At 75.0% G+C, this 21,091-nt stretch carries 21 protein-coding genes; 15 read left to right on the top strand and 6 right to left on the bottom strand.

Annotation, left to right across the window (positions count from 1 at the left end; genetic code table 11):
• Positions 1-30 precede the first annotated feature (30 nt).
• A complete protein-coding gene (locus tag ABWI07_RS14680) occupies positions 31-279 on the bottom strand; it encodes a DUF1876 domain-containing protein (protein ID WP_149257016.1) in 249 nt (82 codons plus the stop codon).
• Between the two features lie 212 nt (positions 280-491).
• On the opposite strand from ABWI07_RS14680, the gene ABWI07_RS14675 reads away from it, so the two are divergent.
• Positions 492-1,844 (top strand): nicotinate phosphoribosyltransferase, encoded by a 1,353-nt coding sequence (locus ABWI07_RS14675; protein WP_353818844.1) that lies wholly within the window; start codon positions 492-494, stop codon positions 1,842-1,844.
• A 16-nt stretch (positions 1,845-1,860) separates the two neighbouring features.
• On the opposite strand, the gene ABWI07_RS14670 is transcribed toward ABWI07_RS14675, so the two are convergent.
• On the bottom strand, positions 1,861-2,712 hold the full coding sequence (locus tag ABWI07_RS14670; RefSeq protein ID WP_149257018.1) for a universal stress protein: 852 nt from the start codon (positions 2,710-2,712) through the stop codon (positions 1,861-1,863).
• A gap of 318 nt (positions 2,713-3,030) precedes the next feature.
• On the opposite strand from ABWI07_RS14670, the gene ABWI07_RS14665 reads away from it, so the two are divergent.
• The 10 genes from ABWI07_RS14665 to ABWI07_RS14620 all read left to right on the top strand — a co-directional run bounded on the left by ABWI07_RS14665 (position 3,031) and on the right by ABWI07_RS14620 (position 11,030).
• A complete protein-coding gene (locus tag ABWI07_RS14665; protein WP_353818843.1) occupies positions 3,031-3,594 on the top strand; it encodes a hypothetical protein in 564 nt (187 codons plus the stop codon).
• Position 3,595: 1 nt separating this feature from the next.
• The gene (locus tag ABWI07_RS14660; RefSeq protein WP_353818842.1) at positions 3,596-4,219 is read left to right on the top strand and encodes a class F sortase; all 624 of its coding nucleotides are present in this window, start codon (positions 3,596-3,598) and stop codon (positions 4,217-4,219) included.
• Positions 4,220-4,337: 118 nt separating this feature from the next.
• Positions 4,338-4,652, top strand: coding sequence for a hypothetical protein (locus ABWI07_RS14655; protein ID WP_149257021.1), 315 nt, complete (start codon positions 4,338-4,340; stop codon positions 4,650-4,652).
• Between the two features lie 93 nt (positions 4,653-4,745).
• Complete coding sequence (locus ABWI07_RS14650) at positions 4,746-5,228, top strand: cyclic nucleotide-binding domain-containing protein (RefSeq protein WP_353818841.1); 483 nt, start codon at positions 4,746-4,748, stop codon at positions 5,226-5,228.
• A complete protein-coding gene (locus ABWI07_RS14645) occupies positions 5,225-6,088 on the top strand; it encodes an FAD/NAD(P)-binding protein (RefSeq protein WP_353818840.1) in 864 nt (287 codons plus the stop codon). The genes ABWI07_RS14650 and ABWI07_RS14645 overlap by 4 nt, the downstream gene beginning before the upstream one ends.
• A gap of 2 nt (positions 6,089-6,090) precedes the next feature.
• The gene (locus ABWI07_RS14640) at positions 6,091-6,879 is read left to right on the top strand and encodes an NADH-quinone oxidoreductase subunit B family protein (RefSeq protein ID WP_353818839.1); all 789 of its coding nucleotides are present in this window, start codon (positions 6,091-6,093) and stop codon (positions 6,877-6,879) included.
• Positions 6,863-8,188, top strand: coding sequence for a Ni/Fe hydrogenase subunit alpha (locus ABWI07_RS14635; RefSeq protein ID WP_353818838.1), 1,326 nt, complete (start codon positions 6,863-6,865; stop codon positions 8,186-8,188). Before ABWI07_RS14640 ends, ABWI07_RS14635 begins: the two co-directional genes overlap by 17 nt.
• The gene (locus ABWI07_RS14630; protein WP_353818837.1) at positions 8,185-8,673 is read left to right on the top strand and encodes a hydrogenase maturation protease; all 489 of its coding nucleotides are present in this window, start codon (positions 8,185-8,187) and stop codon (positions 8,671-8,673) included. The genes ABWI07_RS14635 and ABWI07_RS14630 overlap by 4 nt, the downstream gene beginning before the upstream one ends.
• Complete coding sequence (locus ABWI07_RS14625; protein ID WP_353818836.1) at positions 8,670-9,839, top strand: 4Fe-4S dicluster domain-containing protein; 1,170 nt, start codon at positions 8,670-8,672, stop codon at positions 9,837-9,839. Before ABWI07_RS14630 ends, ABWI07_RS14625 begins: the two co-directional genes overlap by 4 nt.
• Positions 9,840-9,890: 51 nt before the next feature.
• A complete protein-coding gene (locus tag ABWI07_RS14620; RefSeq protein ID WP_149257026.1) occupies positions 9,891-11,030 on the top strand; it encodes a site-2 protease family protein in 1,140 nt (379 codons plus the stop codon).
• 110 nt (positions 11,031-11,140) lie between these two features.
• On the opposite strand, the gene ABWI07_RS14615 is transcribed toward ABWI07_RS14620, so the two are convergent.
• Complete coding sequence (locus tag ABWI07_RS14615; protein WP_149257027.1) at positions 11,141-11,989, bottom strand: universal stress protein; 849 nt, start codon at positions 11,987-11,989, stop codon at positions 11,141-11,143.
• A 232-nt stretch (positions 11,990-12,221) separates the two neighbouring features.
• Between ABWI07_RS14615 and ABWI07_RS14610 the strand changes: the two genes are divergently transcribed.
• Both ABWI07_RS14610 and ABWI07_RS14605 read left to right on the top strand, forming a co-directional pair.
• Positions 12,222-14,537: a heavy metal translocating P-type ATPase gene (locus ABWI07_RS14610; protein WP_149257028.1), complete on the top strand. Its 2,316-nt coding sequence runs from the start codon at positions 12,222-12,224 to the stop codon at positions 14,535-14,537.
• A gap of 138 nt (positions 14,538-14,675) precedes the next feature.
• Complete coding sequence (locus ABWI07_RS14605; RefSeq protein WP_353818835.1) at positions 14,676-15,257, top strand: flavodoxin domain-containing protein; 582 nt, start codon at positions 14,676-14,678, stop codon at positions 15,255-15,257.
• Here ABWI07_RS14605 and ABWI07_RS14600 read toward each other — a convergent pair.
• On the bottom strand, positions 15,244-16,890 hold the full coding sequence (locus tag ABWI07_RS14600; protein ID WP_353818834.1) for an ABC transporter permease: 1,647 nt from the start codon (positions 16,888-16,890) through the stop codon (positions 15,244-15,246). The genes ABWI07_RS14605 and ABWI07_RS14600 overlap by 14 nt on opposite strands.
• Complete coding sequence (locus tag ABWI07_RS14595) at positions 16,887-17,771, bottom strand: ABC transporter ATP-binding protein (protein ID WP_200841638.1); 885 nt, start codon at positions 17,769-17,771, stop codon at positions 16,887-16,889. Before ABWI07_RS14595 ends, ABWI07_RS14600 begins: the two co-directional genes overlap by 4 nt.
• 288 nt (positions 17,772-18,059) lie before the next feature.
• On the opposite strand from ABWI07_RS14595, the gene ABWI07_RS14590 reads away from it, so the two are divergent.
• Together ABWI07_RS14590 and ABWI07_RS14585 are read left to right on the top strand one after the other, a co-directional pair.
• A complete protein-coding gene (locus tag ABWI07_RS14590; protein WP_149257031.1) occupies positions 18,060-18,476 on the top strand; it encodes an Hsp20/alpha crystallin family protein in 417 nt (138 codons plus the stop codon).
• Positions 18,477-18,687: 211 nt separating this feature from the next.
• Positions 18,688-20,145, top strand: coding sequence for an MFS transporter (locus ABWI07_RS14585; RefSeq protein WP_353818833.1), 1,458 nt, complete (start codon positions 18,688-18,690; stop codon positions 20,143-20,145).
• A gap of 73 nt (positions 20,146-20,218) precedes the next feature.
• Here the strand turns inward: ABWI07_RS14585 and ABWI07_RS14580 are convergent, their stop codons facing one another.
• Entirely contained in the window at positions 20,219-21,082 is an 864-nt protein-coding gene (locus tag ABWI07_RS14580) for a universal stress protein (protein WP_149257033.1), read from the bottom strand.
• Positions 21,083-21,091 lie beyond the last annotated feature (9 nt).

The following is a 21,091-nucleotide window of genomic DNA, read 5'->3' as shown; positions in this document are numbered from 1 at the left end:
TCATCGGAAGAGAGCGCGGTCTCGCGGCGTTCACGCGGGGCCTGCGAACTGGGCGATGTCCTTGCTCGCGAGGCCCTGGAGCCGGCCGGCAAGATCGGCCAGCGCCCGGCTGACGGCGAGCTCGTCGCCGATCTCCGGAACCTCGCGGTCGACCGGGTTGCGCCGCGCCTGCCCGCGCCCGGTCGTCTTCTTGTCGCCGCTGATCAGGACCGCGTGCGCGACGGTGTCCGGGCCGTCCTCGGTGATGTAGAGCTCGACGCTCCATTCCTTGGCCTTCATGGCGAACCTCCTTCGCTCGGCCGTTCAACCTCCATCGTTGGAGCGCGGCCGGCGGCGCCCCTAGGGGCGGAAGTCCCGAATCCCGAGGTCGGCGCCCTCCGGAAAGGGACCTTCGGCCCCGCCGGGCGGGACGGACGGAGGCGGGCGGACCGGGCCGGGACGGGCAGGGTCCAACCCGTACAGCCGCGGACCGACACGCGAGGACTGATCGTATGAGCGGCGGACTGCTGACCGACCTGTACGAGGTGACGATGGCGGCGAGCTATCTGCGCCGCGGCATGACCGGACCGGCCACGTTCAGCCTCTTCGTCCGGAAGCTGCCGCCCGACCGGGGATTCCTGATCTCCGCGGGCCTGGAGGACTGCCTGTCGTTCGTCGAGGACTACGGCTTCTCCGAGGACGACCTCGGCTACCTGGCCGCCGAGCAGGGGCTGGACGACGCCTCGCTCCGGGCGTTCGAGCGCCTGCGGTTCACCGGCGACGTCCGGGCCGTGCCCGAGGGGCGTGTCGTCTACCCCGGCGAGCCCCTTCTCGAGGTCACCGCGCCGATCGCGGAGGCCCAGCTGGTGGAGACCGTGCTGCTGAACCACATCACCTTCCAGTCCACGGTCGCCACGAAGGCCGCCCGCTGCGTGCGGGCGGCCGGCGGGGCGGCGGTCATCGACTTCTCCTTCCGCCGGACGCAGGGGGTCGACGCCGCGATGGCCGTCGCGCGGGCCTCCTACCTCGCCGGTTTCGCCGGCACCAGCAACGTCGAGGGCGCCCGGCGGTACGGCATCCCCGCGACCGGCACGATGGCCCACTCCTACGTCGAGGCCTTCCCCGGCGAGGACGAGGCGTTCGCGGCCTTCGCGGCCGACTTCCCCGAGCGCACCACGCTGCTGGTCGACACCTACGACACGCTCGGCGGGGTCGCCGCCGCGATCCGGACGGCCCGCCGGGCCGGGCTGCCGGCCCTGGCGGGGATCCGGCTCGACTCCGGCGATCTCGGCGACCTCGCGGTCAAGGCCCGCTCGATGCTGGACGAGGCCGGCATGACGGGCACGCGGATCGTGGCCAGCGGCGGGCTCGACGAGTACCGGATCGCGGACCTCGCCGCCGCCGGCGCGCCGATCGACGTGTACGGGGTGGGGACGAAGATGGGCGTGTCCGCCGACGCCCCCTACCTCGACAGCGCCTACAAGCTCGCCGCCTACGAGGACCGGCCGGTGATGAAGCTGTCCACCGGCAAGATCACCGCACCGTGCGCCAAGCAGGTCTACCGGGGCGCGGACGGGGACGTGGTCGCACTGCGGGACGAGCCCGCCCCCGAGGGCCTGGAGCCGCTGCTCGTCCCCGTCATGGCGGCCGGACGCCGCGTCGCCGACGCCGAGCCGCTCGACCGCGCACGCGAGCGCTGCGCCGCCGACCTGGCCGCGCTGCCCGAACGGGTCAAGCGGCTCCGGGGGCCCGAGACCCGTCCCGTCCGGCTGAGCACGCGCCTCCAGGACGCCCGGGACCGGCTCTACCAGGAGCTCGCCGCCGGATACCGGGCCGCCGGGAGCGGCCCGCTCGAAGGCGGGTGACCGAGGGCTGGGCGCCCTAGCCGAACCGGCCGACGAGGGCGACCGGGCACTCGGCGTGATGGATCACGCCGTGGCCGACGGAGCCGAGCCGGAAGAGGCCCAGGCGATGGGGGTGCGCTCCGAGGACGACCAGGTCCGCCGTCCGCGACACCCTGCAGAGCTCGGACACGGGGTGCCCGACGAGGACGTCGTTGACCACGTCCACCAGCGGATACCTGTCGTACAGCGGGGCGTAGGCCTCGATGACACGTGCCCGACGCTCGTCGTTGAGGCGCTCCTCGTCGATGGCGTATCCGGCCTCGGCCATGTCCACCGAGAGCTGCCACGCGTGGACCACGCGCAGCCGCGCCCCGCGGGCGGCGGCCGCGTCGAAGGCGTACCTCAGCGCGTCCCCCGGCTCCTCTGCGACGTCGTAGCCCACCACGACCTCGCCGCGGCCGTCGCCCTCCCCTCGGACGACCACCAGGGGGGCGGCGGTGTGCCCGGCCATGCGCAGGGTGGTGGAGCCGAGCAGGAGTCCGGTGAAGCCGCCGTGCCCGCGGTGCCCGAGCACCAGCTCGAACGCCTTCTCCGCCTCGTCGCGCAGCGCGTCCTGCGTAGCGTTGACGACCAGGGCGGTCGTCACCCGCAGCTCGGGACGGCGCGCCCGGACGCGGTTCTCGGCCTCCAGCAGCACCGCGTGCCCGGCGGGCGAGACGCGTTCGGCCTCGTCCGGCGGGGCGAAGCGGCGGAGCTGGTACGGCCAGATCTCCGCCACGTGGACGATGTGCAGCGGCCGGTGCCGCAGCGCGGCCTCGTCGGCCGCCCAGTCGACGGCCCGGCCCGCGGGGCCGGACCCGTCGGTCCCCACGACGATCGGTGCGGACATGGCTCCTCCGGCGATCACCCATCTACTCCCGGCCGGTTTCCAGCCTTGGCCGGACCGGCGGGCGCGGGACAGGGACCAAGGTCCGCCGCGGCCGGGACCTTCGGCGCCCCGGCGCCCCCGAACCGACCTCCCGGTTCGCAGGCCTTGGGCTCCGAAGCGCCGGAACCCCCTCCGCGGGAGCCCTGCCGGGGTGGGCCGTTGGTCCCCGAACGATCTGACCTTCGTCCCTGAAGCCCCCAGGCCGGGCGGCCTGCACTGGTGAGGCAAGGCCCCAACGGCACCAGGCGCCCGCACTGAGCGGTGCGCAGGAGGTGGATCATGTTGCCCCTCGGTCTCGCCCTCACCCCCGTGCTCACGGCGGCGCTGGCGCTCGCTCCCTTCGAGCCGAGCCCGACGCCCACGACGAGCGAACCCACTCCCCCGGCCCCCGCGGCGACCGTCAGCGTCGTCCCGGCCTCGGTCCCCGTCGGCGGCGCCCCGGTGACCGTGGCGGCCGTCTGCGCCGACGGGACGGCCAAGGCCGTCGTCAAGTCCGACGCCTTCGCGGGAGGCGGCGCCTTCAACGGGGCGCGGAAGCTCACGCTGAAGACCTCCGCCGAGGCCAGGGCGGGCAAGTACGCCGTCAACCTGCTCTGCGACGGGACCGCGGTCAGCGCGTCGACCTCGCTCCTGATCACGCAGGCGACGACGCCCAGCCCGACCCCCACGAGCCCGACCCCCACGAGTCCCGCCCCGAACCCGACGCCGTCCGGCCCGCCGCAGACCGGTGGCGGCTCGACCTCGGTGTCCGGTCCGTTCCTGCTCGGCGGGGTGCTGCTGATCGGCACCGGTGCCGCGGCGGGCACGTTCGCGCTGCGTCGGCGCCGCCAGGGCGGAGCGTGAGATGCGCCGGTGGGGCGGCGTGTGGCTGCCGCTCGCGGCCGCCGCCGTCGTCATCGGGGTCGTCCTGGTCGTCTTCGGGCTCGACCGGGGCGGCCCCCCGGGCGTGCCCGGAGGCGGCTCCGGCGGTTCCTCACCCAACCCGCCGGCGGCCGGCGCGATGCCGCGTTCGGCGCCCGTCCGCATCCGGATCCCCGCCATCGGCGTCGACGCGCCGGTCCTGTCCCTGGGGCTGAAGCCCGACGGCACCGTCCAGGAGCCGTCACTGAGTCAACCGGGGCTCACCAGTTGGTACAACGGCGGCGCGGCGCCGGGCGAGCGCGGCCCGGCCGCCTTCTACGGCCACGTCGACACCCGCGCGTCGGGCCCCGCGGTGTTCTACGACCTCGGCCGCCTCAGGCCGGGGGCGCAGGTCAGGGTGCTGCGCCGGGACGGCCGCACGGCGGTCTTCCGGATCGCCTCCGTCGAGCAGGTCCCGAAGTCCAGGTTCCCGACCGAGCGCGTCTACGGCCCGACGGCCGACCCCACGATCCGGCTGATGACCTGCGGCGGCGAGTTCGACCCGGTCAAGCGCAGCTACAGGGACAACATCATCGCCTACGGCGTCCTCGTCGGCTCCACGGGATGAAGCCTTCCGGGGCCGGCGGGCGCCGACCCGCGTCCTCCGGGGGCGTGGGCCGTTGGTCCCGGAATCGATGTCGGGACGGCCCTGCCCCCCCGGCGCGGTGGACGGGGACGGTGAGGACATGGCTACGAAGTTCTCGACCCAGACCATCGCCGGCCGCGCGGGCCGGAGCGGGCGGCCGGGACGGGAGGCCCCCGCGCCGGCCGTGGTGCCGCGGCTCACGGACCGGGCGTGCTGCTGCCTGGCCAAGCCCGCCGTGGTGGCGGTCCTGCCGATCACCGGCCGCGACCACCGGCCCGTGGACCTGCATCTGTGCGTCCACCACTACCGGCTCTCGCGCGGGACCCTCGACGAGGCGGGGGCCGTCGTCTTCGACGGCGCGGGCCTGCCCGTCGCCGACCCCGATGCCGGGGAACTGCTGCGCACGGCGCGCTGACCCGGTCCCCCACTCCGCCCTTGTTCTCGACCGGCCCTGTTCTTGACCATCGCCGCGGTATGCGCGGCCCGCCATAAGGGCAGGTCACGGCAGGTGGAGGCAACGAACGGCGGCACGCGCGAGACGCTGGCCGAGGAGCGGTTCTTCGCCGGCATGCCGGGCCGCCACCTGGCCGCCCTGGCCGCGACTGCCACGGCGATGGACGTCCCGGCGGGGCACCGCTTCTTCGAGGAGGGGTGGGCCGCCGGGCACTTCTGGCTGCTGCGCTCCGGGACGGTGGCCCTCGATCTCCAGGTCCCCGGACGGGGCGCGGTGGTGGTGGAGACCCTGCCGCCCTCCTCCGTGCTGGGATGGTCGTGGATGTTCCCTCCGCACATCTGGAGGTTCGGCGCCGTCTCCCTGGGCCCGGTCCGGGCCCTGCGGTTCGAGGGAGCCGAGGTCCGGGAGCTGTGCGCCGCCGACCTCCGGCTCGGCTACGACCTGACCCTGCGGTTCGGCGCCGTGCTGCTGGACCGCCTCGAAGCCACCCGGGTCCGCGTCCTGGACCTGTACGCGGCCCCGGATCGGCCGGCGTGAACCCGGCCGCCGCGCACCACCCCATGGCACCCGTCCCGTACCGCGTGACGGCCCGGCGGGCGGAGACCGCCGACACGGTGACGCTCGCGCTGGAGCCCGTCGGGGAGCCGATTCCGGAGCCCGCGCCGGGCCAGTTCACGATGACGTACGCGTTCGGCATCGGCGAGGCGCCGATCTCCCTCAGCCGCATAGGGCCCGGCATGGGGGCCGCCCCGTCGCGGAGGACCGGAGCGGTGCTGGAGCTGACGGTCCGGGCCGTCGGCGCCGTCACCCGGGCCGTGTGCGGGACGCGGCCCGGCGAGGTCCTCGGTCTGCGGGGCCCCCTCGGCACCGGTTGGGGGCTGGACGGCGCCCGCGGACACGACCTCGTCGTGGCCGGGGGCGGGATCGGCCTGGCCCCGCTGCGGCCGGTGGTGCTGCGGGCCCTGGCCGAGCGGGACTCGTTCGGCCGCGTCGCGGTCCTGGTCGGCGCCCGGACCCCCGGCGACCTGCTGTTCACCGGAGAGCTGGACGCCTGGCGGGCGCGCGGCGCCCAGGTCGAGGTGACCGTCGACCGGCCGGACGCCGGCTGGACCGGCCACGTCGGTGTGATCACCGCCCTGGCGGGCGCCGCGGACGTCGACCCCGCCAGGACCGCCGCCTTCGTCTGCGGCCCGGAGATCATGATGCGCCTGACCGGGCGGGCGCTCACCGGCCTCGGGGTGCCGCCCGGGAACGTCCGGCTGTCGATGGAGCGCAACATGCGGTGCGGGGTCGGCTGGTGCGGGCACTGCCAGCTCGGCCCGCTGCTGCTCTGCCGGGACGGGCCCGTCGTGCCCTACATGCGCGCCGAACCGCTCATGACCGTCAGGGAGCTTTAGCCATGGGCCGACCGACGCTGGCCGTGTGGAAGTTCGCCTCCTGCGACGGCTGCCAGCTCACCCTCCTGGACTGCGAGGACGAGCTGCTCGCCCTCGCCGGCGAGATCGAGATCTCGCACTTCCTGGAGGCGTCGAGCGCCGCGGGTGAAGGGCCGTACGACGTGTCGCTGGTCGAGGGATCGATCACGACGCCCGCGGACCTGGAGCGCATCCGGCACGTGCGGGCCGTCTCCCGGAAGCTGGTCACGATCGGCGCGTGCGCGACCGCCGGGGGTGTCCAGGCGCTGCGGAACTTCGCCGACGTCGAGGAGTTCGCCTCCGTCGTCTACGCGCGGCCCGAGTACGTCGACACGCTCGCGACGTCCACGCCCATCGCCGCGCACGTGCGCGTGGACTTCGAGCTGCGCGGATGCCCGATCGACCGCCGCCAGCTCCTGGAGGTCCTGGCGGCGCACCTCGCGGGCCGCCCGCCCGACGTCCCCGTGCACAGCGTCTGCTTCGAGTGCAAGATCCGCGGAAACGTCTGCGTCATGGTCGCCCACGGCACCCCGTGCCTGGGCCCGATCACCCAGGCGGGCTGCGGCGCGATCTGCCCGGCGTACGCACGGGGCTGCTACGGCTGCTTCGGCCCGGCCCCCGCGTGGAGCGGGGGGCGGCCGAACACGCGCGGCCTGCTGCCGTGGCTCGACATGACCGGCGAGGAGGCGGACCGCCTGCTGTCCACCTTCAACGTCGCCGACTTCCGCGAGGAGGCCCCGCCCGGGGGACACAGCGATGACGCACCGCAGTGAGAAGGACGGCAGTAAGACGCACGGCAGGGACAGGACACTGCGCGTCGGGGCCCTCGCGCGGGTCGAAGGCCAGGGCGCGATGTACGTCCGGGTGCGGGGCACGGACGTCGAGGAGGTGCGGCTCGACATCTACGAGCCGCCGCGCTTCTTCGAGGCATTCCTGCGGGGCCGCGCCCACACCGAGCCGCCCGACATCACCGCCCGGATCTGCGGGATCTGCCCGGTCGCCTACCAGATGAGCGCCTGCCAGGCGATCGAGGCCGCCTGCGGCGTGACCGTGGACGGCCCCCTCGGCGAGCTGCGCCGCCTGATCTACTGCGGCGAGTGGATCGAGAGCCACGCCCTGCACATCTACCTGCTGCACGCACCGGACTTCCTCGGCTGTCCCGGCGCGGTGGAGCTGGCCCGCGACCACCGCGCCGCCGTCGAGCGGGGGCTGCGGCTGAAGAAGGCCGGGAACGCGCTCATGGAGTTCCTCGGGGGCCGCGCGATCCACCCGGTGAACGTCCGGGTCGGCGGGTTCCACCGGACCCCGGCGCCCGCCGAGCTGGCCCCGCTCGCCGAGACCCTGCGGGTGGCGCGCGACGACGCCCTGGCCACCGTGGAATGGGCGGCGGGCTTCGAGTTCCCCGACTTCGCCCACGGCCACGAGTTCCTCGCGCTGTCCGCCGACCGCTACCCCCTTGAGGGCGGCATCGTCCGCCGCGGCGCGGGGCCCGCGTTCCCCGTCGCCGAGTTCGAGCGGAACGTCGTCGAGGAGCAGGTCCCGCACTCGACCGCGCTGCACGCCCGGTTCACCGGCGGCGGCCGCTACCTGACCGGTCCCCTGGCCCGCTACTCCCTCAACCGCGACCTGCTGTCCCCGCTCGCGCTGGAGGCCGCCGACCGGGCCGGGCTCGGCCCGGAGTGCCGGAATCCGTTCCGCAGCATCCTCGTCCGGGCCGTCGAGGTCGTCTACGCGGCGGACGAGGCGCTGCGGATCATCGACGCCTATGAGCCGCCGCCGCGCCCGGCCGTGCCGGTGCCGCCGCGGGAGGGGACCGGCCACGGCGCCACCGAGGCCCCGCGCGGCCTGCTCTACCACCGCTACGACCTCGGTCCGGACGGCCTCGTCCGGGCGGCCAGGATCATCCCGCCGACGTCGCAGAACCAGGCGGCCATCGAGGACGACCTGCGCCGCTTCGTCGCGGCCCGCCTCCACCTCGACGACGAGGCCCTGACCCGGAGCTGCGAGCAGGCGATCCGCAACCACGACCCCTGCATCTCCTGCGCCACCCACTTCCTCGACCTGACCGTGGAGCGGTCGTGATCACCGTGATCGGGGTGGGCAACGACCTCCGCCGCGACGACGGCGCCGGACCCGCCGTCGTCGCGGCCCTCCGCGGCCATACGGAGGCGAGGCTCGCGGTCACCGACGGCGAGCCCGCGCGGCTCATCGACCTGTGGGCGGGAGCCGACCTCGCGATCGTCGTGGACGCCGTGCGGGCCGATCCGCCCGAGCCCGGCAGGGTCCACGAGCTGGACGCCGGTGCCGCCGCCCTCACGGCGCGGCCGGTCACCGACCACGCCCTCGGCCTCGGCGACGCCGTCGCGCTCGGTTCGGCGATGGGCCGGATGCCCGCCCGGCTCCGGGTCCTCGCGATCGAGGGGGCCGACTTCGGACTCGGCCGCGGGCTCACGCCGCGGGTCGCCGCCGCGGCCGGCGCGGTCGCCGACCGCCTGGCCGCCGCGCTCGCGTCCCGGCGCGGGACCGCGTTCCCCGCGGCCGACCACGCAGGAAGGAGAAGCGGATGACCGCACCAGCGCTCGAACTGACGAGTCTGCGCCCGCTGTGCGAGGCGCTGCGCCGGGCCGGCTACACCGTCATCGGGCCGACCGTGCGCAACGACGCGATCGTCCTGGAGGAACTCGACTCGGCCGATCGCCTGCCGTACGGCTGGGGCGTCACGCTCCAAGCCGGCGCCTACCGGCTGCGCCCGCGGGAGGACGGCGCGGCGTTCGCGCACGCGGCGGGGCCGCAGTCCTGGAAGCCGTTCCTGCACCGGTCGAGGGTCAAGCTCTGGGAGGCGGACCGGACGGAGGACGGGTTCCAGGTCAGGGACGGGAGACCCGAACCGGCCCGGCTGGCACTGCTCGGCGTCCGGCCCTGCGACCTGCGCGCGATCGCGATCCAGGACCGCGTGCTCCTGGGCGGCCGCCACGTCGACCCCTCCTACGAGGCACGGCGGCATGACAACTTCATCATCGCCGTCAACTGCACCGAGCCCGGCGGGACCTGCTTCTGCACCTCCATGGGCACCGGCCCGCAGGCGGGCCCCGGCTACGATCTCGCGCTGACCGAACTGGCCGGCGACGGCGGCCTCCGCTACGTGGTCGACGTCGCCACCGAGGCGGGCGCCGCCCTCATGGACGACGTGGAATCGGCGCCCGCCGAGCCCGCCGACGTCGACCGGGCGCGCGCGGAGGTGGCGGCGGCGGCCGGCCGGATGGGCCGGGAGATGCCCGCCCTGGGACTGCGCGAGCTCATGGCCGGGACCCTGGACGCCGACCGCTGGGACGAGGTGTCCGAGCGCTGCCTGAGCTGCGGCAACTGCACGATGGTGTGCCCGACCTGCTTCTGCACGAGGGTCAGCGACACCACCGACCTGACCGGTGACCACGCCGAACGGTGGCAGCTCTGGGACTCCTGCTTCGATCCGGACTTCACCCATCTGCACGGGGGCGACGTCCGGGCGTCGCCCAGGAGCCGCTACCGCCAGTGGCTCACCCACAAGCTCGGCACCTGGCACGACCAGTTCGGCTCCTCCGGCTGCGTGGGCTGCGGCCGGTGCATCGTCTGGTGCCCGGTCGGCATCGATCTGACCGTCGAGGTCGCGGCGCTGCGCACCGAGGCCGCCGGGGAGGGCCCGGGCCGGCCCGAGGGGTCGAAAGGCCCACCGGGAGGGGAAATTCGCCCCTGACCGCCGGGCGGAACGCGGCGCGAGCCTGAAGGCATCGGTAGGAGGCTCGTGATGAAGCAGACGTTCAGGTTCGGCACCTTCCGGGGGATCCCGGTCGGAATGCACTGGTCCGTTCTGGTGATCATGCTGTTGATCACCGAGATCCTCGGCCGCTCGGTACTGCCCGCCGCCGACCCGGCCGCGTCACCCGGCGTGCGCTGGACGGCGGCCGTCCTGGCCGCGGTGCTGTTCATGGGATCGCTGGCCGCGCACGAGGTCGCGCACGCGATCGTCGCCCGTCGGCACGGTGTGGGAGTCGGCTCGATCACGCTGTGGGCGCTGGGCGGCCTGGCGGAGCTGGACGGCGAGCCGGCCACCGCCCGCGCCGACCTGCAGATCGCCGGGGTCGGCCCGCTGACCAGCGCGGTCGCCGGCGCGGTGTTCGCCGGGCTCTGGCAGGCCGGGGAGGCGCTCGGCGCCCCCGTGATCGTCTCGGCCTCGCTGAGCTGGCTGGCCGTGACCAACGTCCTCATCGCGGTGTTCAACCTGCTTCCGGGGGCGCCGCTGGACGGCGGGCGCATCCTGCGCGCGCTGCTGTGGGGCAGGAGCGGGGACAAGCCGCGCGCGACGCGCACCGCCCAGCACGCCGGGCTGGCGCTCGGCCGCGTCATGATCGGCGCCGGTCTGCTGATGCTGCTGCTGTGGAGCTGGTGGAACGGGCTGTGGCTGGCCCTGATCGGATGGTTCATCTCCAGTTCGGCGCGGGCGGAGGAGCGCTGGACGGACCTCCGCGAGGCCGCGAGGGACCTCCGGGTCGCCGACATCATGACCCGCGACCCCGACAACGGCTGGACCTGGCAGGCCGCGGCCCCGTTCATCCGGGACGTGGCGGTGCCGTCCCGCCAGTCGGTGTTCCCGGTCGTGAGCGTGTCCGGCGAGCCCGTCGGCGCCGTCACTTCGGACCGGCTGACCCGCGTCCCGGCCTGGGACACCGGCGCCACGCTCGGCGATCTCAGCGTCCCGCTCGGCTCCGACCGGGTCGTCGACCCCGAGAGGCCCGTGGACGTCCTCCTCCAGATGGCCCCCGTCGTCGGCGACCTCGTCGCGGCCGTCGCCGCCGACCACCACCTCGTCGGGATGGTCACGACCGAGGACCTCCAGCGGATGATGCGCCAGACCCGGCTCCGGCGCGGCAGCCCCGCCGCCGCCTGACCCCCGCCCCAGCGCGGACCCGCGGTTCTCCACCCGGACGACATGGAGAACATCTGCTGGACACGGAACATCGGCAGCGGCCCCGGGCCGCTGCCGATGTTCCGTCCGGATCAGCCGGCGGGGATGACGGCGACGGGGCACTGCGCGTGATGGATGACCCCGTGGGAGGTCGACCCGAGCCGGGGAGAGGTCCAGCTCCGGTCATGGGCGCCGACCACGACCAGGCGGGCGTTCCGCGACGCGTTGGCCAGCGCGGTCACCGGGTGCTCCAGGACGACCTCGTCGGCGACGTCGACCCCGGAATGCCTGCTCCGCACGGGCTCGCAGACCGCGGTGACCTCCTTGCGCAGGTCCTGCTCGATCTGCTCCGCGTCGACGGCGTAGCCGGCCTCGATCAGCGTCGCGAACGTCTGCCACGCGTGGACGACGCGGAGCCGGGCGCCGTGGAGCGCGGCGGCCTCGAAGGCGTACTCGAGCACCGGGCCCGCCTCCTGGGCCAGGTCGATCCCCACGACGACCTCGCCGGTGTCGGAGGCGTCGCCGCGGACGATCACCACCGGCACCGCGGAGTGGCCGGCCAGGCGCAGGCTCGTGGACCCGAGCATCAGGCTGGCGAACCCGCCCCGGCCGCGGCTGGCCACCACCAGCTCGAACGCCTTCTCGGACTGCGCCCGCAGGGCCTGCCACGCCTCCTCGGCGACCAGTTCGGTCGTCGTCTCGAGGTCCGGCCACCGCTCCTTGACGCGCTCGCGCGCCGCCGCCAGGACCATGCGCCCCGCGCGGGTCATGCGCTCGGCGGTCTCGGGCGGCGCGAACAGCGGCGCCTTGTAGGGCCAGCTCTCCACGGCGTGGACGATGTGCAGGGGGCGCTCGCGCAAGGCGGCTTCGGCGGCGGCCCAGTCGAGGGCGCTCGCCGCCTCGTCGGAACCATCGGTGCCGACGACGATCGGCTCGGACATCGCGTCTCCTCACATGCGTTGGCGGCGATCGCCTCCTCCGAGGCGATCCGGCGCGCACAGCGGCACGGCCGCTCCTTTCCACGCTCCCTCGCCCTCCGGCGCGCCCCCTAGGGACGAAGGTCCCCATGTCAGGCACCCCCTCGTCCCACCGGCCGCGAGCCGACCGCCCCTGGGGGCCCCGGGCACGGCCTGGGAGCGTGGACGAAAAGGACTCACACAGGCGGCGAGGTGGATGGCGGTCAAGACCGCGTTCGGTCGGAACGCTCACGAACTGCTCTTCGTCCTGACGGCCGGCGGGCTGGCGGCGGGCGCCGCGGTCCGCTGGACGGTCGGCGCCGGCGCGGGAGACCTGATCTGGCTGGTGACGACGGTGGTCGCGCTCATCCCCGCCGTGTGGTGGGTCGTGGACGGGTTGCGGCACCGCAGGTTCGGCAGCGACGTGATCGCCGTCCTCGCGCTGGGCGGGACGATCGCCGTGGGCGAGCCCCTCGCCGGCGCCGTGATCGCCGTGATGCTCACCGGGGGGCGGCTGCTGGAGGAGCGCGCCGGGCGGCGGGCCCGCCGCGACCTCAGCGCGCTGCTCGCGCTCGCGCCCCGGGTGGCGCACCGCCGCAGCGAGAGCGGCCTGGTGACCGTCGACGTGTCCGAGGTGCGGCCGGGCGAGCTGCTGCTGGTCCGCTCCGGGGAGACCGTGCCCGTGGACGGATTGGTGGAGAACGGGACGGCGGTGCTGGACGAGTCCACGCTCACCGGGGAGTCCCTGCCGGTGGAGCGTCCCGCCGGGGACGTGGTGCGCGGCGGCACGGTCAACTCCGGAGGCCCCTTCGACCTGCGCGCCACCAACGACGCCCGGTCCAGCACCTACGCCGGGATCGTCCGGCTGGCCGAGGAGGCCGCGGCCGAGAACGCGCCGTTCATCCGGATGGCCGACCGTTACTCGGCCGTGTTCATCCCGGTCACCCTGGTGCTGGCCGGAGCGGCGTGGATCGCCGCCGCGGACCCGGTCCGGGCGGTCGCGGTGCTGGTCGTCGCCACGCCCTGCCCCCTGATCCTCGCGGCGCCCATCGCGTTCGTCTCCGGCCTGTCCCGGTGCGCCCGGCGGGGCGTCGTGGTGAAGGGCGGCGGCACGCTGGAGCGGCTCGCGGGCGCACGGGTCCTGCTGTTCGACAAGACCGGCACGGTCACCACCGGGCGGCCCGCGCTCTCCGAGATCATCCCCGCCGATCCGGCCGGCCGCGAGGATCCGCTGTTCCTCGCGGCGTCGCTGGACCAGGTGTCCCCGCACGTGCTGGCCTCGGCGATCGTCCGCGGCGCCCGCGAGCGCGGGATGCGCCTCGCCGAGCCGTCCGACGTCGAGGAGCGCGCGGGCCGCGGCGTCCGGGGCACCGTCGAGGGGCGCCGGGTGAGCGTCGGCAAGGCGAGCTGGGCCGGCCGCGCCGACGCCGCGTGGCTGGACCGGGTCCGCGGCCGCGCCGCCGCCCGCGGCGCGATCACCGTGTTCGTCGGGGTGGACGGGCGGCTCGCGGCCGTCCTGCTGCTGCGCGACCGCATGCGCCCGGACGCGCCGCGGACGTTCCGGCTGCTCCGCCGGACGGGCATCGGCCGCGCGGTGATGGTGACCGGCGACCGCGCGGACGTCGCCGGGCCGATCGCCGAACTGGTGGGGGCCGACACCGTGCACGCCGGGCTCTCGCCGGCCGGGAAGGTCGAGGTCGCCCGGGACGAGAGCGCCCGCGCGCCCACCGTGATGGTCGGCGACGGGGTCAACGACGCGCCCGCGCTGGCGGCCGCGGGCGTCGGCGTCGCGCTCGGCGCCCGGGGCGCGACGGCCTCGTCCGAGGCGGCCGACGTGGTGATCACCGTGGACCGGCTGGAGCGGGTGGCCGAGACCCTCGCGATCGCGCGGCGCACCCGGTCGGTCGCGCGCCAGAGCGTCCTCGCCGGGATGGGGCTGTCGCTGGCCGCGATGATCGTCGCGGCGCTCGGGTTCCTGACCCCGGCGGCCGGGGCGCTGCTCCAGGAGGGCATCGACGTGGCGGCGATCCTGTCCGCGCTGCGCGTGCTCGGCCCGGGGCGCGACCGGGCGCCGCGCCTTCGCGGGGACGAGGCCGACCTCGTCCGGCGGCTGGACGAGGAGCACCAGGCGCTGTGGCCGCGGATCGAGCGGCTCCCCGCGCTGGCGGACGCCGCCGCGGGCCCCGCCGGGCGGGAGCGGGACACCGCCGCGGAGGCGCTGTCGGGCTTCCTGTCGGACCTCGCGGCCCACGAGCGCAAGGACGAGCGGCTGCTCTATCCGGCGGTCGCGCGCGTCCTCGGCGGCTCCGACCCCACGGGGGCGATGAGCCGCGGGCACACCGAGATCGCCGAGCTGGCCCGGCGGGTCGGCGCGCTGCTGGAGGAGCTCCGCGCCGCGCCGGCGTCCCCGGAGCCCGCCGGCGACCTGAGGCGGACCGTCCAGGAGCTCTACGCCGTCCTCCGGCTGCACTTCGCCCAGGAGGAGGAGAACTACTTCGTGCTCGCCGACGTCCACGGCCCCGCCGAACCCTGACGAGCCGGGGAGCGTGTCCGGCGCCTGCCGGAGGGACTTCCGGCCCCCGCCTGAACGGCCGGTCGCGGGACGTTCGGCCCTGGGGACGAGCGCGGGCAGAGCCGAAGCTGAGGGTGAGACACCGCCGGAGGTGAAGAAATGACCGTATTGGTGGGCTACGCCACCGCGCACGGCTCCACACGGAGCATCGCCGAACGGATCGGCACGCTGCTGGCCGAGCGCGGTTTCCAGGTGGACGTCCGCTCCATGGCCGAGGTGGAGGACGCCGGCGCCTACGAGGCGTTCGTGCTGGGCAGCGCGATCCACGACCGCGCCTGGCTGCCCGAGGCCGTCGACTTCCTCGAACGCGAACGCGACACCCTGGCCGGCCGGCCGGTGTGGCTCTTCAGCGTCGGGATGCCGGCGGCGCTGCGCGGCCCGTGGCGCAACTTCGGGGCCAAGGAGAAGGGCCTCGTGCAGGACGAGCTCCAGGAACTGGTCACCGCCCGCGACCACCGCCTGTTCTCGGGGGTCTTCCGCCGCGAGCACACGTCCCTGGTCGGGCACCTGCTCTTCAGGGCGATGGGAAGCCGGTACGGCGACTACCGCGACTGGGCGCGGATCGACGCGTGGGCCTCGACGATCGAGCCGCGGCCGGGGCTCCGCGAGCGCAGCCGTCCGGGCACGCGGCCCGTACGGCCCGCCGGTGACCGGCCCCAGCGGCCGATCACTCGCCGGTGAGGTCCCGGCGTTCGAACAGCAGGTGGCCCGCCCCGGCGAGCACCACCGCCAGGGCGGTCATGACGGCGGCGGCGAGGGGCTGGAAGGGTTCCGCCGGGACCTGCGCGAGGTGGTGGAACGGGGAGGCGTCCAGGACGGCGTCCGGCCAGCCCAGGGCGGGCCCGATCGTCTCGATCAGATAGCCGGCGACGACCGCCGCGACCGAGCCGGGGACCGTGAGCCGGGGCCGGGCGCCGAAGAGCAGCACCGCGAGGCCCGTGGCCAGGGCCACCACCGGGAGCGGGTTGAGGACGGCGGCCAGCGTGTCGGTCAGGCCGACGTCGGCGCCCGTGGCGGCGGCGCCGGCCCACATCGCGGCCGAGGCGGCCAGCGCGAGCAGCAGTGACGACGCCAGGGCCAGCAGGACGTGGCCGCCCAGCCAGCGGCGCCGAGTGACGGGCCGGACGAGGACGTGGTCGAGCCGCCCCGCGGCCTCCTCGGCGCGGGCCGCGCCGATCCGCCAGCACGCGTAAAGGGCGATCAGCAGGCCGATCAGGACGCCCATGGCGCCGACGAAGCCGTCGGCGACGTCGGCGGCGTCCCAGCCGATCCGCTCCAGGACGCGCTGGTAGTTCGGGTCGTCGGCGACGAAGTCGAGCACGGTCGCGATGAGGGCGCCGGCGACGAACGCGTACGCGGCGATGCCGAGCAGCCAGCCGGCCAGCATTCCCCGGGTGCTGCGCCAGGCGAACGCCGCGGGGCTTCCGAGCAGCCCGAGCCGCGTCCGGGCGTGGTCCGGCTCGCTGAGCAGCGCGCCCCCGGTGTCGCGGCGGGTCCGCAGCGCGACCGCGACGCCGCCGAGGACGACGGGTGCCGTGAGCGTGACGGCGAGCGCCGCCCAGTTCGGATCGCGGTAGGGGTGCAGCTCGTCCAGCCAGCCGAAGGGGGTGAGCCAGCGCAGCCCGCCGCGGGAGTCGGCGCTGTTCGCGGCCATCCGGAGCAGGAAGAGGGCGCCGAAGGCGGCGGCGGACACGCCGGTCACCCGGCGCCGCGCCGGGAAGAGCTGGGCGGCCACGGCCGCGACCGCCGCGAACGTCGCGGCGAATCCGGCCAGCCCGAGCCCGAACAGCAGCGAGCCGGCCACGCCGGTCCCCAGCACCGCCAGCGGGACGGCCGCCGCCGCGCCCGCGACCACCGCGGCGCCCGCGAGGACGCCGAGCTGTACCGCCGCGGCCCGCGCCGGGCGGATCGGCGCGGCGAGGACCAGCTCGGCGCGCCCCGACTCCTCCTCGCCCCGCAGCAGGCGGCCCGCCACGAGCAGCGCCCAGATGCCGACCACCGCGGCCAGCACCCAGCCCGCGTCCCAGACGACGAAGCCGCCGGTCGTGTCGACGGCGTGCGGGACGCCCTGGAGCATCCGCATCGCGGGGTCGTCCGACAGCGCCGCGAGCCGCTGCCGCGAGGCCCTGTCGGGATACGTCTGCTCGTAGGTGAGGACCTCGACCACGACGTAGAAGGCGACCGCCGCCGCCAGCCAGCCGAGCCCGCGCCGGACCAGGCGCAGGGTCAGCCGGGCGGCGGGGGCGTCCGCCGGGCGGTGTCGCTCCGCGCGCGGACGGGTCACGGCGCGCTGGACCGGGGCGGCCCTGGTCATCTCTCCCCCTCGTAGTAGCTCAGGAAGATCTCCTCCAGCGTCGGCTCGTGGCTGCGGAGCCGGACCAGCGGGCAGGCGCTCAGCCGGGACAGCGCGGCGGACGGGGACCCGGTGACGGACACGCGGACGCCTCCGTCGATGGGCTCCACCCCGGTCACGCCGGGCACCCCGGACAGGTCGGGCACCGGGCCGTCCACGACCGCCTCCAGTACCGTGCCGCCCAGCCCGCGCAGGTCCTCCAGCGCGGCGACCTCGATCAGCCGCCCGTCGCGGAGGATGGCCACGCGGTGGCACACGTCCTGGGCCTCGTCGAGGATGTGGGAGGACAGGAAGACCGTCTGCCCCCGGCCTGCGGCCTCCCTGGCCAGCGCCTGGAACTCGGCCTCCATCAGCGGGTCGAGACCGGCCGTCGGCTCGTCCAGGAGCAGCACGTCCGGCCGGGTCATCAGCGCCGCGATCAGCGCGAGCTTCTGGCGGTTCCCCTTGGAGTAGGAGCGGGCCCGCTTCCCCGGATCGAACCGCAGCCGTTCGACGAGCTCGTCCCGGAACGGCACGTCGACGCGTCCGGACAGGCGGCCCAGATAGGTGAGCGTCTCCAGTCCGGTCAACTGCGGCCAGAGCGCGACGTCGCCCGCCACGTAGCCCACGTGGCGGTGGGCCCGCTCGACGTCCCCGGCGGGCACGTCCATGATCCACGCCTGGCCGGCCGTCGGCCGGACGAGCCCGAGCAGCATCCGGATCGTCGTCGACTTCCCCGCGCCGTTCGGCCCCAGGAAGCCGAAGATCTCTCCGCGGCCGACCTCGAGCCGCAGCCCGTCCACCGCGACCACCCGCCCGAAGTGCTTCGTCAGGCCCTCGGTCCGTATCGCCCACGCGTCCACCGCGCACCTCCTCGCCCCCCATGCCCGACGGTAGGCGGATGATCAGCGGTCGGCAGCGGCCGAAGGTCCCGAAGGCGGCGCCGATGGCCCCGACCGCGGAGCGCGGAAGCGCACCGCCCGCGCGCGGTTCCGGGGCGGGCGGGACGGACCTTCGTCCCGGGCCGAGGGGACCCAAGTCCGTAGGGGCCCGGTGCCGGCGGAGCGAGCATGAAGTCGGGCACCCCGGCGGCGGGGACGCGGCAAGGACGCTCCCCGGGCGGCGGATGTCCGCGAGCCGAGGGAGGCATCATGAGCGAGATGGAGCGGCGCGAGACGCGTGGGATCTTCCCGGACCTGTTCGACTGGATCGAGTCCCCGCTGGCCATGTTCCGGAGCGGCGGCGGCCAGGCCATGCGGGTCGAGGACTACATGGACGACGGCGTCCAGGTGATCCGTGCCGAGCTGCCCGGCATCGACCCCGACAAGGACGTCGACATCACCGTCGCCGGCGGCGTGCTGCGGATCCACGCCGAACGCCAGGAGGAGAAGAAGGAGGCGCACCGGTCGGAGTTCCACTACGGCTCCTTCACCCGGTCCTTCACCCTCCCGGCCGACACCAGGGTCGAGGACATCAAGGCGTCCTACGACAAGGGCATCCTCACCGTCCGCGTGCCGGTGTCCGAGGCCGTCAAGGCCGAGGCCAAGCGGATCCCCGTCGAGAGGTAGCACCGGAGCAGAGCCGAGGGCCTCGGATCGAGCACTCGATCCGAGGCCCTCGGCTTTCTGGTCGGCGCCCCTCCACCTTCTACCCCTACCCCGTATACGTGCCTCAGATCACCCTTCGAGCACCTCGATGAGCCCTTGCTCTTCCCAATATACCCCCGTAGGGTAAGCCGCACTTTGCAGAGATACCCCCTAGGGGTACATAGGAGGGGACATGTCCACTCGTTCCGCACCCGCCGCCGGCCGCCGCTGGTGGGCGCTGGCGCTCATCGCGGCCGCCCAGTTCATGGTGATCATGGACACCTCGATCATCGGGGTGGCGCTGCCCCGCATCCAGGACGACCTGGCCTTCTCCCAGGAGGACCTGTCCTGGGTCTTCAACGCCTACGTCGTCGCCTTCGGCGGACTGCTCCTTCTCGGCGGCCGGCTGGCGGACCTGTTCGGCGCCCGTCGGCTGTTCTCGGCCGGGTGGGTGGTCCTGCTCGCCGGGTCGGCCGTGGCCGGCGCCGCCGGCACCGTCGCCGTCGAGCTGACCGGCCGCGCCCTGCAGGGCGTCGGCGCCGCGCTCATCGCGCCCGCCGCGCTCACCCTGCTGATGATGCTGTTCGGCTCCGAACCGCGCGAGCTGACCAAGGCGCTGTCCCTCTACGGCGCGGCGGCCCCCGCCGGAGGCACCGCGGGGGTCTTCCTCGGCGGCGTCATCACCGAGTACGCGTCCTGGCCGTGGGTCTTCTACATCAACATCCCGATCGCCGTCCTGGCGCTGGCGGCCGCGCCGGCGCTGATGCCGGGCGGCGGCGGGAGCGCCCGGGGATCGGTGGACGTGGTCGGCGCGCTCACCGTCACCGCCGGGCTCGGCGCCGTCGTCTTCGCCGTCGTGCGCGCCCCCGAGGTCGGCTGGGGCGCGGCCGCGACCTGGGCGGTGCTGGCCGGCGGGCTGGTCCTGCTCGGCGTGTTCCTGGCCGTCCAGGCGTCCCGCCGCAGCCCGCTGATGCCGCTGTCGATCTTCCGCGCGCCGAACCTGGGCGCCGCCAACCTCGCCCAGTTCCTGCTCGGCGGCGCGTGGATCCCGATGTGGTTCTTCCTGAACCTCTACCTGCAGCGGGTCCTCGGCTACAGCGCGTTCCCCTCCGGCGCCGCGCTGGTCCCGATGACCGCACTGATCATGCTCGGGATGATCGTCCTGGCGCCGCGGGCCATCGGCCGCCTCGGTCCGAAGGCAACCACCGTCACCGGGCTGGTCGTGCTGGCCGCCGGGATGGGCTGGCTGGCGCTGATCCGCCCGGACGGGAACTACTGGGTGGACGTCCTGCCCGCGTCGCTGGTCGCCGCGCTGGGCATGTCGCTGGCCTTCATCCCCTCCCTGGGCATCGCGATCTCGGCGGCCCGCCCGGAGGAGGGCGGCCTGGCGTCCGGCATCGTCAACACCGGCTACCAGGTCGGTTCGGCGCTGGGCCTGGCCGCGATGACCGCCATCGCCGCATCCTTCGGCGCCGGCCGGCTCGGCGACCTGCCCGCGCTCACCGACGGCTTCTCCGCCGCGTTCACCGGGGCGGCGCTGGTCGCGCTGGCCGGCGCGGCACTGGCCGCCGTCACCCTGCGGGCCCCGCGCCCCGAGCCCGCGCCCGCGCCCGCACCGCGGACGGAGCACGAGAACGCCCCGGGGCACTGACCGGAAGGCTCCGGGAGCCGCGATGCGGCCCCCGGAGCCTTCGGAGGAACCGGGCAGGGATGCCCGTGCCCGCTCAGGTCGCGTGGACGACCGCGACCGGGCAGGGCGCGTGGTGGACCAGGGCGTGGCTGACCGAGCCGAGCAGCAGGCCGCGGAAGCCGCCGAGGCCCCGCGAGCCGACGACGAGCAGGCGCGCCTCTTCCGCGGCGCTCATCAGCACCTCGCGCGGCTGGCCGGTCACGATGTCGGACTGGACCTTCACGTCGGGGTGGAGCTCGCGCGCGGGGATCATCATCCTGGCCAGGCGGGCCTGCGCCGCCTCGCGCATCCCGGCCTCGTCCACCAGCGGAGGGTTCACCCTCTCGGGCACCGCCTCCCAGGCGATCACCGCGTGGACGTCCCAGCCGTGCGCGCCGGCCTCGGTGAAGGCCAGCGAGAGCGCCTCCCGGGACGCCGGCGAACCGTCGACGCCCACCACGACGTGGCCGTGCACCTGCTCCGGCGGCGGGACGAGCTCGCCCCGGACGACCACGACCGGGCACGGGGCGTGCGCCGCCACCTGCGCGCCGACCGAGCCGAGCACCAGTCCGGCGAAGCCGCCGAGCCCGCGCGGGCCGAGCACGATCATGTCGGCGCCGCGGCCGGCCTCGATCAGCTTGGCCGCCGCCTGCCCCCGGGCCAGCACCCCCCGCACGCTCAGGTCCGGCGCGACCTCGCGGACGTGCGCGACACCGTTGTTGAGGTTCTCCTCAGCCACGCCCCGCAGGTCGACGACCGGCATGGCGATCGGCCCTCCGACGTAGACGTCCCACACATGGAGCACCGTCAGGGAGAGCCCCCGGGCCTGGGCTTCGCCCGCGGCCCACTCCAGTGCCTGCACACCGCCCGTGGAGCCGTCGTAGCCCACGACCACACCGGTGATCTGCTCGTCGTTCATGAGTGAACT

Origin of the sequence: Actinomadura sp. NPDC000600 (assembly GCF_040492135.1) — a bacterium.
GTDB lineage: Bacteria > Actinomycetota > Actinomycetes > Streptosporangiales > Streptosporangiaceae > Spirillospora.
Note: the sequence above shows the minus strand (reverse complement) of the source record. Positions and strands in the feature narration are given on the sequence as shown.

Excerpts from the sequence above, each read along its gene's own strand:
- ABWI07_RS14680 (WP_149257016.1), bottom strand. The coding sequence starts at position 279 with ATGAAGGCCAAGGAATGGAGCGTCGAGCTCTACATCACCGAGGACGGC.
- ABWI07_RS14675 (WP_353818844.1), top strand. The coding sequence starts at position 492 with ATGAGCGGCGGACTGCTGACCGACCTGTACGAGGTGACGATGGCGGCG.
- ABWI07_RS14670 (WP_149257018.1), bottom strand. The coding sequence starts at position 2,712 with ATGTCCGCACCGATCGTCGTGGGGACCGACGGGTCCGGCCCCGCGGGC.
- ABWI07_RS14665 (WP_353818843.1), top strand. The coding sequence starts at position 3,031 with ATGTTGCCCCTCGGTCTCGCCCTCACCCCCGTGCTCACGGCGGCGCTG.
- ABWI07_RS14660 (WP_353818842.1), top strand. The coding sequence starts at position 3,596 with ATGCGCCGGTGGGGCGGCGTGTGGCTGCCGCTCGCGGCCGCCGCCGTC.
- ABWI07_RS14655 (WP_149257021.1), top strand. The coding sequence starts at position 4,338 with ATGGCTACGAAGTTCTCGACCCAGACCATCGCCGGCCGCGCGGGCCGG.
- ABWI07_RS14640 (WP_353818839.1), top strand. The coding sequence starts at position 6,091 with ATGGGCCGACCGACGCTGGCCGTGTGGAAGTTCGCCTCCTGCGACGGC.
- ABWI07_RS14635 (WP_353818838.1), top strand. The coding sequence starts at position 6,863 with ATGACGCACCGCAGTGAGAAGGACGGCAGTAAGACGCACGGCAGGGAC.
- ABWI07_RS14625 (WP_353818836.1), top strand. The coding sequence starts at position 8,670 with ATGACCGCACCAGCGCTCGAACTGACGAGTCTGCGCCCGCTGTGCGAG.
- ABWI07_RS14620 (WP_149257026.1), top strand. The coding sequence starts at position 9,891 with ATGAAGCAGACGTTCAGGTTCGGCACCTTCCGGGGGATCCCGGTCGGA.
- ABWI07_RS14615 (WP_149257027.1), bottom strand. The coding sequence starts at position 11,989 with ATGTCCGAGCCGATCGTCGTCGGCACCGATGGTTCCGACGAGGCGGCG.
- ABWI07_RS14610 (WP_149257028.1), top strand. The coding sequence starts at position 12,222 with ATGGCGGTCAAGACCGCGTTCGGTCGGAACGCTCACGAACTGCTCTTC.
- ABWI07_RS14605 (WP_353818835.1), top strand. The coding sequence starts at position 14,676 with ATGACCGTATTGGTGGGCTACGCCACCGCGCACGGCTCCACACGGAGC.
- ABWI07_RS14600 (WP_353818834.1), bottom strand. The coding sequence starts at position 16,890 with ATGACCAGGGCCGCCCCGGTCCAGCGCGCCGTGACCCGTCCGCGCGCG.
- ABWI07_RS14590 (WP_149257031.1), top strand. The coding sequence starts at position 18,060 with ATGAGCGAGATGGAGCGGCGCGAGACGCGTGGGATCTTCCCGGACCTG.
- ABWI07_RS14585 (WP_353818833.1), top strand. The coding sequence starts at position 18,688 with ATGTCCACTCGTTCCGCACCCGCCGCCGGCCGCCGCTGGTGGGCGCTG.
- ABWI07_RS14580 (WP_149257033.1), bottom strand. The coding sequence starts at position 21,082 with ATGAACGACGAGCAGATCACCGGTGTGGTCGTGGGCTACGACGGCTCC.